Origin of the sequence: Neobacillus sp. FSL H8-0543 (genome assembly GCF_038592905.1) — a bacterium.
Taxonomy (GTDB): domain Bacteria; phylum Bacillota; class Bacilli; order Bacillales; family Cytobacillaceae; genus Neobacillus.
The window spans coordinates 1,956,295-1,972,624 of the sequence record NZ_CP151943.1; the positions used below are offsets into that span (position 1 = coordinate 1,956,295).

Genomic DNA, 16,330 nt, shown 5'->3' on the forward strand with positions numbered 1-16,330 from the left:
AAAAAAACTCTATTCTTAAGGAAGCATGAGAACCGCCCCATGCTTCCTGTTTTATTATCTTTTCGGTGCCAACTCGATAGCAGACCGAATAGCAGCGAGCATGCTTTTTTCGTCAGCGATGTTTTTTCCAGCGATGTCAAAGGCTGTGCCGTGATCGACGGATGTTCGAATAATGCCACCCTTTAATCCTACGGTAATATTTACGCCCTCTTCAATTCCCATTACTTTGATAGGGGCATGTCCTTGGTCATGATAACAAGCAACGACCATATCGAAATCTCCTCTTCCTGCCCTAAAAAACAAGGTATCAGCTGGAAGTGGGCCCGTTACATTGATTCCTTCAGACTGCGCCCTTTCAATCCCAGGCATTAATTTCTCTTCTTCTTCCCCATTGCCAAACAAGCCATTTTCTCCTGCGTGCGGATTGATTCCACAGACAGCTATGCTTGGATTAGTGAAGCCTGCTTTTGAAAGAGTATCGTGTGCTAATTTTATAACTTTATAGGTTCTTTCTGGATTAATACTTTCAATTGCTTTAATTAATCCCATATGAGTGGTTAAATGGATCACTCGTAAGTTCGGTGTCGTAAGCATCATCGAAAAGTCTTCAGTATCCGTTAAATCAGCAAGAATTTCTGTGTGTCCTGGATACAGATGACCACCCTTATGCAGCGCTTCTTTATTCAAAGGAGCAGTACAGATTGAATCGATCTTTTTCTCTTTCGCTAACTCTACTGCCTTCGCTAAATATTGAAACGCCGCGTCACCAGCTGTAGCTGAAACTTCTCCAAAAGGTAAGTCGATCGGTAAAATATCTAAATCAATCACATCGATCGTACCGTATTCATACTTCGCTTCAGATGGATCCTTAATCGAATTGATCTGTAAGGTTACTTGCACAATCGGTTTCACTTTTTCTAAAATTTTCTCATCCCCGATCACTAAAGGATGACAGTTTTCGTACACTTCTTTGTGATTAAGGGCTTTAACAATCACTTCGGGACCAATACCTGCTGCGTCCCCCATTGTAATTCCGATAATTGGTTTCATTGTTAATTGACTCCCTTCAATTTGTTTATGGCATTGATGAAAACATCTTCTGAACCGAATCCGCCAGCCTTTGTTACCACATAAAGGTCATCATTTCCTAAAAACTTAGAGATAGGAACACCGATTTCTAGTTCGTCTAGCAATTCAAACCCCTTTACATCCCATAACGTACAAATTTGTTTTGCCGTATCTCCGCCCGTCATAGAAACGCCTTTGAAATACCCTTCTTCTAAAAGAACCGCACAAACCGCACCCATTGCTTTTACAATTCCATTGCTAATTTCCGTATGGCTAAGGCCCATTATTTCACCTGTCGCCCAGGCTTTTTCGATATCTTCTCTTTCACCTGTAGAATAGATGACAACATCTTGACCTTCCTGCGCCTTTTGCACTGCTTCATGATACACCCTTCTGATTTCACTCGTTCTCTCTGTATCATCAGAAACGGCTTTATAGGATTCAAAAGGAATGGCATGGACATTTGTATTCTCCAATAACACCTTCAACTGTGCTCTAGAGTTTTTATTCACACTGCCAATCACCGTGAGAATGGGAGTTGATGTAGGAGGAATAACCAAATCAGCCTCATTTTTTGGGATGGCATAATAGTCAGGAAGATAATTGGCCATTCCCGCGGAACCCACCCAAGTAAATTGATATGTTAATGTTTTGGTGAAATCTAAAATTTGCTTAAGATGATTTTCTTCCGTGGAATCAATGATAATGTATGTTATATCATTTTCAAAATAATCCTTCATCTTTTCCTGAACAAACGTTTCCCCTCGATTCAAGTCATCAACGGTTATCGTTCCAATCGCATGCTTTGTTTGCTCTTGTAAAAGCTCTGGTAAGTATGATTTTGTTACAGGTGTTTTGGGATCTTTTGAAATCTCTGTTTCTCCTAAAGGAACACCCTTTAAATAGTGGGTGGATTGGAAAATGGTTCGATTGTTTTTCGGATATCCTGGTGCAATCATGACGAAATCGGGTTTTAATACATCGTATACTGCGTCAATTTCAGCTCCAATATTCCCTCTCATCGTGGAATCAAGCTTTTTAAAAATATTTATAAACCCAGCATTTTTGAGAAACTCTGCTGCTTTTTTTACCTTATCGTACGCTTCTAGTTGATCGATCGAACGACTGTCTGTATCAAACACAACGGCTTCATACTTATGAACACTTGTTTCGTCCATATCAAATAAAACAGTCGTTTTCAGTCCGTGACGAGCTAATTGAACACCACTATCATTAGCACCCGTTAGATCATCTGCGATGATAGCTAATTTCATAATGATTCTCCTTCCAGCTTTTAAAAAAGAAAAGAGAGTTGCCTCTCCCTTCTTTTTCTAGCAATCTATCAATTGTAATTTATATGCTTTAACTAGCTGCCGTTTCCGGTTCAGCTAATTTCTTTGCTTTATCTAATCGTTTTGCTAAAAATCCGATAAACATCGGAAGTAGGATCGCTGTTGTTACAACACTGGCAGCAATTTGAACCGTTGCTAACTCAGCTATAGGTGCAAATGATGCATTTGCAGCCACAATGGCTACAGGAGTTCCAACTGCGTTTCCTGCGGTTGAACCTTCAGAAGCACCAACAATCGGGTTCCATCCAATCCATTTGAATAATAGATATCCGATTCCGCCAGTAAGTGCAACAGTAAGAACACCAAGGAAAATCCCGCTTAATCCACCTTTAACGATTGCACTAAAGTCAATTCCCATTCCCAGTGAAAAAGCGAAGAACGGAACAAGCTTGTCGCTACCTTTATTTAAGAAATCTCCCATTTCAGGATCTAAATTACCAATCACAACACCAATAATCAGTGGAAGTAATACGGCAACGAAAGACATCGGTGAGAACATACCATCAGCGAATCCCATCGTTCCGAAAATGGCCAATGCAACCATTGTTAAGAAAGGTCCATCACTTAAAGCTAAAAACGGATAGGCCGCTTTATCATCTTCTTTACCGTATTGGCCTGCAAGAGCAATATAAAGCCCGCCATTTGAGTTTGTCATTGCCGCAATAATAGCTAGCGGAGCTAAGCCCATAAACAATCCATTATCATCGGCCAGCCAGAAACCAATAAGACCGAGTAGAGCACCTAGTACCCATTTAAAAGTTAAAAGAGTCACACCTTTTGCAACAGATGAACCTGCTGTTTTAAAAGTAATTTGCGTTCCTGCGATTAATAAAAACATAGCAATTAATGCACTTGCACTATTTACAAACAACGCTTCTGTAAAACCGCCGATCCTTAATGCATTAGGAAAAAACGTATTAATCGTAGCTGCTAGTAATAACGGAACAACCATCATCCCACCAGGGATACGATCTAAAGTTGCTTTAATTTTCATAACTATTACCCCTTTATAATTTATTATGATTTCAAGCGTCCCCTAGAAAAACGCTTACATAAAACGTTTACAAACTCATGATAAAATAGATTGTTTATAAAAGCAACAATTTTTTAAAAATAATGTCACATTATCGTCAAATTCTAATATACTGTTTAAAAATGCAACAGTTTTTAAAAAAAAGGCTATGTTAAAGGTTATTGTTAATACTATTAATTTTTATGAAAATAAATAGACGGAGAAAATCCGCCAATTTGGTAAAAAGTATTAAAAATAGCCTAAATAGAAGGAGAAATTCCGCCTATTTATATAAAAAACATAAAAAAGACGGTATTTTGCAAGGCATAACCGGAAAATCTCCGCTAATATTCCACGAAACGAGCTCCATTTTTCAAATAACCGGAAAATCTCCGCTTATTTTACTTTCGCTGGTTATTTAAGCGCAAATCAACAGACAAGTTTATCAGAGCCAAAAAAAATGACGTAATCCTAAAGATTAATCTTTAAGTTTACGCCATAGGGTTGCCCGATTGATTCCCAATCTTTCTGCTGTCTTTGATTGATTATTATTTTCTTCTTTTAAAATAGCGAGGATGATTTCTTTTTCAATTTCCTTCAACGTTCCTTTTGGAGTACCGTTCAGGCTGGTAGCTGTTTTCTCGTTTGAAAGAACCCTTTGGATCGTCTCTTTGTGAATCACATAATCTTTTTCATTTAACGCAATTTGTTTAATAACGTTTTTTAAATCATCGATATTATTCGGATACGAATATTCTTCTAATAACTTTAATGCATCACTCTTTATTCTAATGGCAGTCGTACCATAATTTTGATGATAATAGGATAAGAAGTATTGGATCAATTTATCAATATCTTCTTTTCTCTCTGATAAATTAGGCAATAGAATCTTGTTTATTTTTGTACCTAAAATCATCTCACTTGCAAATGGTATTTCTGAAATAATAAAGATACGAGTCTGACATTGGATACACTCTTTAATAAATTTTGCTACTTTCTCATGATTGATTACACAGGAAACGTTCTTAATTTTTATCGTCCCTATATTCGATAGAGGAAGCTTTTCTAAATGATTAATCGTAAATTCTTCAAAATCAATGGTAAGTAGAATCCGTTCATGCGAACACTCGTTATGGATATAATTCGTGATAAAGTCCTTACCCGTCCCTTTTTCACCTTGCAAAACAATCGGTGCATTTTTTTCATATAAAACCTTTATATGATTGATGATCGTACCCATCAGTTTAGATGAAATCGCAAGGGGTTCACTGATTAAATCAGTATGTTGAATCAGACCCTTTTGTTCTAAAGAATCAATCGAACTCTTTTCTAAAACATAGATTTTATATTGGTGGTCATTCAAATAATAGTAGTATCCTGTAACATGGATGCTGTAGTCATCCATCGTAAAATTGTGACTAATCGGTTGGCTAGTGAGGTCCGGATTCAACATAGCTAACTGCCCTTTAGATAAAGGATTGGATGGGAAGTCTGTCAAATGCTCATAAAGAATTTGATTGCTGTCGTCAAGTATGATCAAATTTTTCGTATCTTTTAAAATAAGTTTTTCAAAAATATCCGCGAGATTATTTTTACGATTAAGATAGCTATAGATTAGTTTAGCATCTTCTATGGATCTTATAATCGATTCTTTACCGGACTGTAGTAAAAAACCATTAAGTCCATAAGCCGTCGAAGCTTTTATCGTAATCACATCACCGACGATTTGTTTATAACCCAAATTTTTAAGTTTTAGTATTAAAGGCGCAGCTTCCTTTGAATCACTAATCGTAAAAACATTTATTGGGTAATCGAATAATTCAATGATGGACTTAGCACCGGAGGTAATATTCGAAAATCCAACAATCGCCGTTTTATCAGTTAGATTGCTTACTAAAGTGAGCGAACGAATCATATCATATCCTGAAAGCTGCATATCAATAACAGGAATATTCACTGCTTTTTTGATTAATTGTGCGGTTCCTCCTCTGCTAATAATGACATCTATGCCTTTTCTTTCCATCGAACGGGCAATCTCGACTCCCTTGTTTAAGTCCCCCACAGAATAATTAATATTCAAATCTGGAAAAAGAGAGATACAATCTTTAATGATAGGTACCATAGATTCATACGGAGCGATAATATGGACTTTAATATTCATATAAATGCCTACTTTCTACTCAAATCATACGCTACAGGTGCAAAAACTACACAAGAGAATTGATTCTAGTATATGAAAAAAATTAACGAAGGGAAAATGGAATCAACAACCATTTCACTTCATTCATCATAACAAATTTTGGCCCAGAGTGGCCAAGGGGACAGTTCATATGAATATTTCGATTCCATACATCTGTTCTCCCCAGCCTTATAATAGAACCTTTAGGTAGCTTTACAAGGAACGTAAATCTTTGAAAGAGAAGGTTCCCCATACTAACGCCCAATATCCCGAAAAAACAAATATCAACATTACTTTTAACAGAAAGAAGGCTTCCGGAAAAAAATCGAAAGGATATCGCAATGGAGCTTAGATCTACCATTGAAGATATGCTACCAGAAGATTATACGGAAGAAAATGTGATGGAGCAGTTAGAGAAATTAGGAAAAAAATTAATTTCCAAAGGAGAAATCATATTCGGTTTTATTTGGACTGTCGTATGGGCACTCGTCTAATTTAATGCAGATAATCTTGTGGGAATATATCATTCTATGAACGGTAATGGCTTACAATTTATCATGCCTATATTTAGTCAGAAGGCCTCCTATCCTATTGGCCAATAATGGTAGCCTTTATGGTTTTAGAATTAGTTTTGCTTGTGTATAAATTTAAAGTTGGAAAATGGACTTACCCACTTGCATGGACAAATGCAATCATTCACACTGCCAGTTTAATCGCATTTTTTGTCATAATAAGTAACCCAAATTTACATAATCCGGAAGTGCTTCCTTATTTTGCAGATATAATCGAGACAAATATTATCGCAGTAGAAAATACGATAAAATGGATTTGGTGGGGCATGATCATCTCGTTTGTTCTTACTATTGCATATGAAGTTTATGACAGTTTTCGTAAAGCACGAATGTAACCATCCTATTTTTGATATAAATATGGGAAGCAGGAGTCGATCCCTGCTTCCCATTTATTTTAGTGCCCCTGCCAATGAATTTTATTTTATCATATTTTATTCAAATCTAAAATCTCTTTAAGATGCATGATATTGTTTGGCAGCAGTCTTTTTTGACCACACAAAGGTCAGGAAGAAACAACCCAATAATATAATGGCACCAAATGTAAAAGGAATTTTCATATGCCAGTCAAATAAGGTACCGGCTAATGCGGGTCCAATCATATTTCCTAAACTCATGTAGGCATTATTTATATCGACAACAAGGCAAGTAAACCACTATTAATTGGTGGCTCACTTGAAATCCTGGGATCATTATTGGTAACAATCAAGCAAGGATTCTGCACGAAAAAGGGGTGGCGTTCCAAGTTCGACAAATTCTATCAAACTTCAGGGAGTGACAGACACACCGGAATGAATTAATTTTAGATATTTCTCGGGAAATTGTTGAAATTTGGAGAATGGTGAATCCGATTAGTCGGAACATGGGTTAAATAAATTGTCATATGTATCGGGTATGGCTATCTCTGTTTCATTGGTTCCTTCAATCTTTCTTTTTGTCGATAGACAAGGTCTTTAGCTGTGTCATCTAGGGGCTTGTCCGTATCGCCTAACGCTATAAGCGTTTCGATGTCCGATTGAACAAAGATACGGCAATCGCCATTTTTAACCACTCATATCCATTTCCCACTAAGTTTTAAACATTCCTTCGAACAGTTGTGTGTTGTATTTCTCTTTCTTCTGCCACTTTTTTCGGAAGTGAACGCTCTTTCATTCGGATATATTTCATATCGCATATTGGACCTCCCTTTCTAGTAAGGATGAAGGTTCTGTGGATATATTTGCAAGTTATATCGCCCAGCGATACGAAACACAAAAGGAGCCCATCTTCTTCCCGCCTTAACAGGCACCTTATTTTCGGAATATGGAGAAAAGCCCACCCCATTTTTCTTTAGGTTTTTGCATTGCTACTTCTAAACGTTTATTAAAATCATTTTGTGAACTCCATTCTTTTTTCTGTTCGTCCCGCATATTTTGTATTTCCTTTTGTAAGAGTTCACTTTTTTGTTTTTCTTGTTGCAGCAATGTTTCGTAATGGGTATTTTGTTGTTCCGTTAATTTTTCAATTTTAGCATTCGTTTTCTGCGCTGAATTTCCAATACTGGAACTTATAACATGATGATCTTGCTGGAGTCGGGAAACCTTTGTTTTAAGCTGTGACATATCGTTTGTCAGTTGGAAATTCATTTCACGTGTGGCTGCGAGTTCTTTGACTACAAACATTAAGACCTCTTTTAATTGATGGGGGTCGTGGGTCAAATTGTTATACGTATCGGGTATCGCAATCTCTGTTTCATTGGAACTTTCTAATCTTTCCTTTTGTTGATGAACAAGGTCTTTAGCTGTATCGTCTAGGGGCTTGTCCGTATCGCGTAACGCTATAAGCGCTCCGATGTCAGATTGAACAAAGATACGTCGATCGCCATCTTTCAAAAACTCATATCCATTCCGCTCTAAGATTTGGCCATACTTTCGAACAGTGGGAGTTGCAATCCCCACTTCTTCTGCCACATCCTTGGAAGAGAAAGCTCGTTCATTCGGTTGTATATCACGTCGCATATCGGACCTCCTTTTCTATTAAATATGCAGGTTTTTAACTTTATTTGCAAGTTATATCGCCCTGCGATACGAAAGTGAAAATAGTAACGAAGTAGGGGCTGCCGCATCAATCAGAACAAGCTTAGATACACCGTATCCATTATGTCGGGCCATATAACGAATAGCACTGCCACATAAGAACCGTTTGAACTAGTTTCTACTTTTTTAGCATCATTACTAGTAGGCTTAGAGGATGTTTTCCTTTAAGCCTTTTTTATTTGAAATATACTGTTAATGTAATTACAGAAACATGTGTTTTTTTAATAATTTTTTCGTAAGATAATTATGATTGATTTACTGAAGAACTATATTACTATGAATATGTTGAAAGGAATGATTCAATATGTTGTCATTAAAAGGGAAAATCGCTGTAGTAGCTGGTGGAACTCGGGGAGCTGGTCGAGGTATTGCAGTTAAATTAGGTGAAGCTGGAGCAATAGTTTATGTGACTGGAAGAACGACTATGAATAATCAGTCACCAATGCGGCGTAAGGAGACCATAGAAGAAACAGCAGAATTGGTAACTAAAGCTGGTGGAATTGGAATACCTGTAAAAGTAGACCATACTGTTGAATCAGAAGTAATCTGTTTATTTGATCAAGTCAAAAAGGAACAAGGGAAACTTGACATTTTAGTAAATGATGTTTGGGGTGGAGATCCTCTTACTGAATGGGGGAAACCAGTAGGAGAACACGATTTACATAAGGGTCTTCAGATTCAAAAACAAGCGGTTCAATCACATATAATTACTGCTCATTATAGTATTCCTTTATTTAGAAAAAATAAAGGTGGGCTCATAATTGAAATTACCGATGGAGTTGATTATAAACCTCGTGGGAACTTCTACTATAGTCTTGCAAAAATATCCAATATTCATATGGCACAAGCAATGGCACAGGATTTAAAAGAATATAATATTACTTCAATTGCAGTTACCCCAGGCTTTTTACGATCCGAGGCTATGCTTGAACATTTTGGTGTTACGGAAGAAAATTGGAAAGAGGGAGCTAAAGTTGATCCACATTTTATTGCATCTGAAACCCCTTATTATATTGGAGAAGCAATAAAATATCTCGCTTCGGATCCTAATATAGCTGATAAAACTGGCGGGGTTTATAGTACGTGGGAACTTTCCGAGATATATGGATTTAGAGATATTGATGGTACACAACCACACTGGGGAAATTACTTTAAAAATAATGTAAAAGTATGAGTATCCCCATAGCTAAAGCTAGGGGTTTCGAAAGAATAGGCTTAAAATGCCCCATTGTCTTAAGTAGGAACGCTTTTTACTAACGAGACAGTTTAGTGAAACATTTGTGATTATTAAATCGTATGAATAGAAAGACAAGTATGCTTGAACCTTTGATTTTTCCAGTAAAGGGAAGTTAAGGAGTGTAGGAATTTAAAATGATAAAAAGTAAGGTGCAAAGGATTTTATTCAACTTAATTATTTCTTGGATTATTATTATTGCTTTATATTATTTATTATTTCCAGAGCCCGAATTATGGTTCTATTTATTGATTCCAATTTATTCTGTTTGGATTACATGTAAGTCCATTTATCAATTATTAAAATTAAAACTGAATACTTCTGATAAGTAGGCTTTTTTGTCCTTAAATTGGGGAAACGACCATGGAACCAAATCAGCGATATCCTTAATAATGAAGTATGGGGACGGTTCATGGTTTATTTGGTTAGATCAACAATAAGAGTTCCAATTCATTTCTTCCAACCAAAAAGCCAGAACCGTCCCATGGTCCATAGTGCACCAAACTTAAAGCGTATTGTTATTCTCTTGTGAAACGACTTTAACCTGTGTGATGAAGAATCTATCATTTACTTTTTTTACCGTATAAGAGTTTTTAAATGTCTTTGTTGTTCCTTCATAATCATCACCACTATAAATGGTATAGACCTCCGTACAATTTACGGTATAGACTCCATCCGCCGAGCTGTTTATGCTATCAATCTCGTAATCAACTAAATCCTCTCTAATATCCTTTTCATAGGTGCTTTCAACAAAGTTCGTTTGCTCCTTGTAAAAGGCACTTGTAGGATCGAGATACTCTTGAATATAAGATGCATTCCCGCTATTTACCGCATAGTGGAAATTAGAGATGTACCGATCCATTAAATGGCTAACATCACTCTTATCCATTTCCAATTCTAGTTCTTTATAATACTTTTCGGCGTCAGCTTTTGAAGACTGCGTAAAGATTTGAGTGCTGCCATCATAATCAACCGATAACGTATGGTCTTCTCCCAAAGAAAAACTCATACTTTCTCCCTCAGAACTAGCATTTATATAGTGATAACCCGAATAGTCATTGTCAAACAAATCCTCTTCGCCGGTTTGCAAGTTCACAAAAGTCCCATTACTTTCGATTTCTACAAATAACGAATCTCCTTCATAATCAACGCTCCATACACCAGCAATATCCTCAAAGGTTAAAAGATTGGAATGAACCAGACCATTTTGATAATAAGCATTGGAAAACTGGTTTAAGTCCTTTTCAATTACCTTTTTATCACTCATATTTTCCATCAGATATAATTGATCATCGCTTGAAAACACGAGATTTCCAAAGAACTGGTGATACTCCTCCACATCACTAGCCACTTTCTTTCCATTGACATACAAGTCCTGATCATCTGTTTGATAAACAATCTCCCCTTTAGGAGTCACATCATATTTCAAAACAGAGCTGCCTACTTTTTCAGAGTCCTTATCTCCTTCAAGCTTAAACAACTTTTGGTCCTGGTCCATATAAATGACCGTGCCATCCTGGACGGTAAACAGGCTGATATCACTGGCTAATTTAGTGGATTTCTCCTCATTCTCTTTCCTCTTATACAAATTATCATCATCATTTATATAGTAAAAATAACCTTTATCATATTGAAAATCTCTAATATCACTCGCAATTTTTTTAGATTCACCGCCACTAGAAATGGCAGATAGATATAACTCCGTTGAATCCTCATCTTCCACATTGTAATAAACTAAATTCGAATCGACTTTAATAATTGAGTTTGGTGAAACCTCATCACTCGTAATTTTAATGCTTTCCTCTCCCGCCTTTTTATAAAATAAAGAATAATCATCGTCCAAATATGCTATTTCTTCCTTACCTTTTAAATTCGTAAAATAGAAAACATCACTATCTATTTCTGTCTCTTGGTGATCATTGATATTGTACTTGGATAAATCTCCATCATTTTCTAAAAAATAGATATGGTCTCCGACTAATTCATACTGGCTAACAGTAGAAGAGATCTTTTCCTCCTCATTTTCACCATTAACTATATACAGGTCTCCATCCGAGTTCTGAAAGGTTACAAGATCCTCACGATAATCCCCCTCGAAATGGGAAACATCCTTAGCAATCTTTACCTTTTCTTTTCCCTTTTCAAACTCATATAATTCATTTTCTTGATTAATAAACAATACCTTATCCTGGCTATTGATGTAAGAATAAGAACCATCCCTCACATCACTCGCAATTTTCTCTTTTTCTCCATCCTCCGAAACCAGGAATAAATCGCCAAAACTCACATCATATTCACCAGTATATTTCTCCTCAAACATAAGAAACACTTGATGAATCTTTTCTGGCTTACTTTCTCCTTGAACCCCATCGTTATTGCAACCGGCTAATAAAAGCATACCGATAAATAACAATAAAACCATATAAGTACGACCCCTCAACCCAGACACCCCTTTTTTCTCTATATCATCTATCAATCTAAGAAAATTATATCAGAAAAATAACATTTATTTGCAAATAAATTATTCCAAAAGAACCAGGTGCGGTTCTTCTGGCTTTTTTGGAATTCCTATCATTGTATCCTCCAAAATCCTTTGTAGACCTTCCCCTTGGTTTTAAGTAGCTGGAAAGCGAATGGTGATGGTTGTTCCATGACCGATGGAAGATTGGAAGTCAATCGTGCCTTTAAATTTTTCAACGATGTTAAAGCAAATCATCATCCCTAAGCCTGTTCCTTTACTTTTTAGCGAATAAAAAGGGGTGCCTAAAGAGGCCACTTCTGCTTCTGTCATTCCCCGTCCATAATCGATCACGCTAATGACAACAAAATCCTGTTCCCTTCCCGCTGTCACAAGAACCTGTTCACCAATATTTGAAGCTTCAATCGCATTTTTAATCAAATTAATCAGTAATTGTTTAAGCTCAATGTTGTTAGCGGCGATCGTACAATCACCCGTTACCTCTAGTGCAATCCGGTTATCATGTAAAAGTCCATAGGAATGGAGCAAATCGGTGACACTTTTGAGAACAGCCCTTACATCGACATACTCCGTAACATTCTCTCTATCTGGTTTCGCAACCGTTAAAAATTGAGAAATAACCTCTTCAGCGGTATCTAATTCATCAATCATCAAAGTAATTTGTCCTTTTCTTTCATCGCTAAAAGCAGAATCTTGCTCAAAAAATTGCAAAAAACCCTTCACAACTGTCAGAGGATTTCTAATTTCATGTGCGACAGCAGCTGCAAGCTGGCCGGTTGTCTTCAACCGTTCAGAATGTTGGATTTGCTCATAATAGATTTGTTGTTTCTTCATGCGTCCATTCGTTAAGTAAAAAATGAAATAGACAATAATCTGACTCGCTATAAAGTTAAAGAAGTTTCCTATTAAATCTTCTTCTACATAGGGATATTGCAGTCCTTCAATCAACAAAATATAGGCAAATATTATCACTATAGATAGAAAGTTTAATAACAAGGAAAAGTAAAAAAGCATTGTATCAAAATATAAGATGGCTAGAGCGGGAATAAAGCACAGAAAAACAAAGGTCGATGACGTTTCAGGATAGAAAAGGAAAAGGGTATAAAAATAAACGGATGCGACAGTCATGATAGTCCATCTTAGAAAAGCCGTACCATTTTTAGGATAAAGCAGTAAACACACAGATAGGATTAACACCTGAATACTATGGGTTACGTAAACAAATCCGTGTTCACCCAAACGCGGGTTATCAATAAACAAGCCAGAAAGCATAATAACAATAATAATCCACGCAACAATATAATATATTTTCTTATTAGTAGTCTCTTTCATAAAAACTCCTTTTGATAATAAAACTAAAACACTTACACTCTAAAATATACCATTTATTTATACTTACTATTTTTCTATTAAACGAGCTCACCATAAGGAGTACTGAGGATATCGTATGAGAAAATGGTAAATAGTGCAATCCTTTTTTTCTCGCATTTGCTTTTTTAAAAAAATAAATTTTTCCAGGGAGAGATGTTGGACTATGTATACAGTAAAGCGGCTTAACGAAAAAACTTTTGATCAGGCACTATATATATGGAATGAGGGCTTTAAAGGATATTTCGTGGAGGTAACGATGACCCTTGATGCGTTTATGGGGAAAATAGTTAAAGAAAACCTATCCATTTCCAAGTCAATTGTTGCCTATGATGAGATTAAACCTGTAGGAATTCTTTTAAATGGAATACAAGAAGTGAATGGGGTCAAAATCGCTTGGAATGGCGGTACGGCAGTAGTTCCGGAGTACCGCAAAAAAGGCGTTGGCAAATTTCTAATTGAAACATCTGAGGAAATTTATCGAGCGGATAAAGTTGAAATCGCTACGCTAGAAGCGATCAGCGAAAACACACCGGCAATCGAGCTGTATAAAAAAATGGGCTACGAAATCGTCGATTCTCTTTTGTGGATGAATCATGATCAAGAATTGGCGTTTGAGGAAACTAACCATCACTTTTCCTATAAAAATGGCTGTGCTCACGATATCCTCTCATTGGACATTTACAATACAAACATCAAACCCTGGCAAACCGAATGGTTTAACATCAAAGATGCTGAGCTGCTAACTATTTCAGATCCTGCTTCTAATACCAATGTCGGGTATTTTTTATATCGGAAGGTTCTGGATAATAGCGGCCGTCAGACCGGAACAGTCTTATACCAGGGTACGGCAGTTAATGGAAGCACTTATCAGAAGCATGTCATCTTGGCTGGTTTGAAGCAAGTGTTTCAACCCCATAAAGCACAGCAGAAACGAATCACAGTGAATATCCCTCTTAAAAATAAAGTGTTAGTCAACTCACTAAAGGAATTAGGCTTTTCAGTCTCAACAAAACAGGCATTTATGACGAAAAGACTTTAGGCCACCGTTGGCAGGGGGCGGTTCTCGTGGCTCTTTTCCAATGAAAAAAACAACCAGAACCGTCCGAAATCCTTGAAGAACGTTGATTTGGGGCTATCTTTTTCCACCGAAGTTTCATGTATCTGCCAAATTGGTTGCTCTATCTGCCTTTTTCGATGTTCTATCTGCCTAAATCTTCAATCTATCTACCGATTTGATTGCTGACTCCATTTATAAACTAAAGTTACCTCACTTCGGCACTTAGATTTTCTTTATATGGAATTTACCTTTAATAATTTGGTGAATTCCTTGGAAATTAAGTGCTTCGTGGCTTACCTTTTCCACCGAAGTCTCTCTTATCTGCCAAATGGATGGCTCTATCTGCCTTTTTCGTTGTTCTATCTGCCTAAATCATCATTCTATCTGCCGATTTGATTGCTGACTCCATTTATTAACTAAAGTTACCTCACTTCGGCACTTAAATTTCCTTTATATGGAATTTACCTTTGATAATTAGGTGAATTCCTTGGACATTAAGTGCTTCGTGGCTTACTTTTTCCACCGAAGTCTCTTTTATCTGCCATATGGATGGTACTATCTGCATTTTTCGATGTTCTATCTGCCTAAATCATCATTCTATCTGCCGATTTGATCGCTGACACCATTTATAATCTAAAGTTACCTCACTTCGGCACTTAGATTTTCCTTTATATAGGATTTATCTTTAGTAATTAGGTGAATTCCTTGGACATCAGTGCTTCATGGCTATCTTTTTCCACCAAAGTTTCGTGTATCTGCCAAATTGGTTGCCCTATCTGCCTTTTTCGATGTTCTATCTGCCTAAATCATCATTCTATCTGCTGATTGGATTACTCACCTCAATTTGAAACTTAAGATACCTCACTCTGGCACAGGTATTTCCTTGTTCAAGTTAAAAAGCACCCCTTGTTATTTCTCCCCACCACTTTTCAAACATACCTCTCTAAGACGGCATAAAAAAGCCACCAGAACTGTCCCCCTTGCTCCTCAATGTATAGTTTTTCCTCGAACGAATCAAAATAATGTATGACCCCAAAATCGAGGAGTGGGACATGTTGTCTGTCAATGGATTGAACCAATCATATATTAAAGTCGGGAATATCAACTTGTACTGTGAATACCTATTGAATGACAAACCTCCAATTCTTCTGATCCACGGCTTTGCCTCTTCTACCTATACGTTTCGTCGTATCATACCTTTATTACAAAAAGAGTTTTCAATCATTGCCGTTGACCTTCCCGGCTTTGGAAGAAGCGAGAAGTCCACTTCTTTTATTTATAGTTTTCAAAACTATGCGAAGTTAATGATTGAATGCATCGAACAGTTTGGATTTCCTAACACTTATGTTGTTGCTCATTCAATGGGAGGCCAAATTGCGCTAAATATGGCACTAATTGCTCCTGAGAAAATAAACAAAATAATTTTGTTATGTAGTTCAGGCTATGTAAAGCGTTCAAAAAAATTTCTCATTTACAGTTCCTATTTACCATTCTTTGAAAAATTCATTCATTATTATGTTGGAAGAAAAGATGTCAGGGATCACCTGCGGAACGTCTTTTTTAATCAAAACTTGATCAATGATGAATTGATTCATGAATTTGGTAGACCGCTATCCGAAAAAGGATTTTATAAAGCGTTAATTCGACTACTGCGTCATCGTGAGGGTGATTTATTGCCCCATCAACTTCAGGATATACAAGTCCCAACATTATTAATATGGGGAGAGAACGATCGAGTTGTTCCTTTGAAGGTAGGTCAACAGTTAGTACAAGATTTACCCGTTGCCAAGTTAATTACCTATGAAAAAACAGGACATCTAATTACGGAGGAAAGACCAGAGCATGTCTTTGAGAATATATTGATGCATACGATCTATCAATTGTAGCGAAAATCGATCAGTTCTATAAGAGTAGAAAGAAGAAGAGCAGACTCA

Annotated in this window: 13 protein-coding genes; 5 read left to right on the top strand and 8 right to left on the bottom strand. The window is 36.7% G+C overall.

Annotation, left to right across the window (positions count from 1 at the left end):
- Positions 1 to 54: 54 nt before the first annotated feature.
- The 4 genes from pdxA to NSS81_RS09800 all read right to left on the bottom strand — a co-directional run bounded on the left by pdxA (position 55) and on the right by NSS81_RS09800 (position 5,593).
- A complete protein-coding gene (gene pdxA, locus NSS81_RS09785) occupies positions 55 to 1,050 on the bottom strand; it encodes a 4-hydroxythreonine-4-phosphate dehydrogenase PdxA (protein ID WP_342433310.1) in 996 nt (331 codons plus the stop codon).
- Between the two features lie 2 nt (positions 1,051 to 1,052).
- Positions 1,053 to 2,342, bottom strand: a complete 1,290-nt coding sequence (locus NSS81_RS09790) for a four-carbon acid sugar kinase family protein (protein WP_342433311.1) — start codon at positions 2,340 to 2,342, stop codon at positions 1,053 to 1,055.
- 88 nt (positions 2,343 to 2,430) lie between these two features.
- The gene (locus NSS81_RS09795) at positions 2,431 to 3,414 is read right to left on the bottom strand and encodes a 2-keto-3-deoxygluconate permease (protein WP_342433312.1); all 984 of its coding nucleotides are present in this window, start codon (positions 3,412 to 3,414) and stop codon (positions 2,431 to 2,433) included.
- Between the two features lie 496 nt (positions 3,415 to 3,910).
- Positions 3,911 to 5,593 (bottom strand): PrpR N-terminal domain-containing protein, encoded by a 1,683-nt coding sequence (locus tag NSS81_RS09800; protein WP_342433313.1) that lies wholly within the window; start codon positions 5,591 to 5,593, stop codon positions 3,911 to 3,913.
- A 359-nt stretch (positions 5,594 to 5,952) separates the two neighbouring features.
- Between NSS81_RS09800 and NSS81_RS09805 the strand changes: the two genes are divergently transcribed.
- Both NSS81_RS09805 and NSS81_RS09810 read left to right on the top strand, forming a co-directional pair.
- The gene (locus tag NSS81_RS09805; protein ID WP_342433314.1) at positions 5,953 to 6,105 is read left to right on the top strand and encodes a hypothetical protein; all 153 of its coding nucleotides are present in this window, start codon (positions 5,953 to 5,955) and stop codon (positions 6,103 to 6,105) included.
- A 143-nt stretch (positions 6,106 to 6,248) separates the two neighbouring features.
- Complete coding sequence (locus NSS81_RS09810; protein ID WP_342433315.1) at positions 6,249 to 6,518, top strand: hypothetical protein; 270 nt, start codon at positions 6,249 to 6,251, stop codon at positions 6,516 to 6,518.
- Between the two features lie 560 nt (positions 6,519 to 7,078).
- On the opposite strand, the gene NSS81_RS09815 is transcribed toward NSS81_RS09810, so the two are convergent.
- The gene (locus tag NSS81_RS09815; protein WP_342433316.1) at positions 7,079 to 7,231 is read right to left on the bottom strand and encodes a hypothetical protein; all 153 of its coding nucleotides are present in this window, start codon (positions 7,229 to 7,231) and stop codon (positions 7,079 to 7,081) included.
- Positions 7,232 to 7,469: 238 nt separating this feature from the next.
- Positions 7,470 to 8,177 carry a hypothetical protein gene (locus tag NSS81_RS09820; protein ID WP_342433317.1) on the bottom strand — a complete coding sequence of 236 codons (708 nt, stop codon included), beginning with the start codon at positions 8,175 to 8,177 and terminating at the stop codon, positions 7,470 to 7,472.
- Positions 8,178 to 8,559: 382 nt separating this feature from the next.
- Here NSS81_RS09820 and NSS81_RS09825 point away from each other — a divergent pair, with 382 nt between their 5' ends.
- The gene (locus NSS81_RS09825; protein ID WP_342433318.1) at positions 8,560 to 9,429 is read left to right on the top strand and encodes an SDR family oxidoreductase; all 870 of its coding nucleotides are present in this window, start codon (positions 8,560 to 8,562) and stop codon (positions 9,427 to 9,429) included.
- A 565-nt stretch (positions 9,430 to 9,994) separates the two neighbouring features.
- Here NSS81_RS09825 and NSS81_RS09830 read toward each other — a convergent pair.
- Positions 9,995 to 11,911, bottom strand: coding sequence for a hypothetical protein (locus NSS81_RS09830; RefSeq protein ID WP_342433319.1), 1,917 nt, complete (start codon positions 11,909 to 11,911; stop codon positions 9,995 to 9,997).
- Between the two features lie 192 nt (positions 11,912 to 12,103).
- Entirely contained in the window at positions 12,104 to 13,300 is a 1,197-nt protein-coding gene (locus NSS81_RS09835) for a HAMP domain-containing sensor histidine kinase (RefSeq protein ID WP_342433320.1), read from the bottom strand.
- Between the two features lie 202 nt (positions 13,301 to 13,502).
- Between NSS81_RS09835 and NSS81_RS09840 the strand changes: the two genes are divergently transcribed.
- A complete protein-coding gene (locus NSS81_RS09840) occupies positions 13,503 to 14,378 on the top strand; it encodes a GNAT family N-acetyltransferase (RefSeq protein ID WP_342433321.1) in 876 nt (291 codons plus the stop codon).
- A 1,070-nt stretch (positions 14,379 to 15,448) separates the two neighbouring features.
- The gene (locus NSS81_RS09845; RefSeq protein ID WP_342433322.1) at positions 15,449 to 16,282 is read left to right on the top strand and encodes an alpha/beta hydrolase; all 834 of its coding nucleotides are present in this window, start codon (positions 15,449 to 15,451) and stop codon (positions 16,280 to 16,282) included.
- Positions 16,283 to 16,330 lie beyond the last annotated feature (48 nt).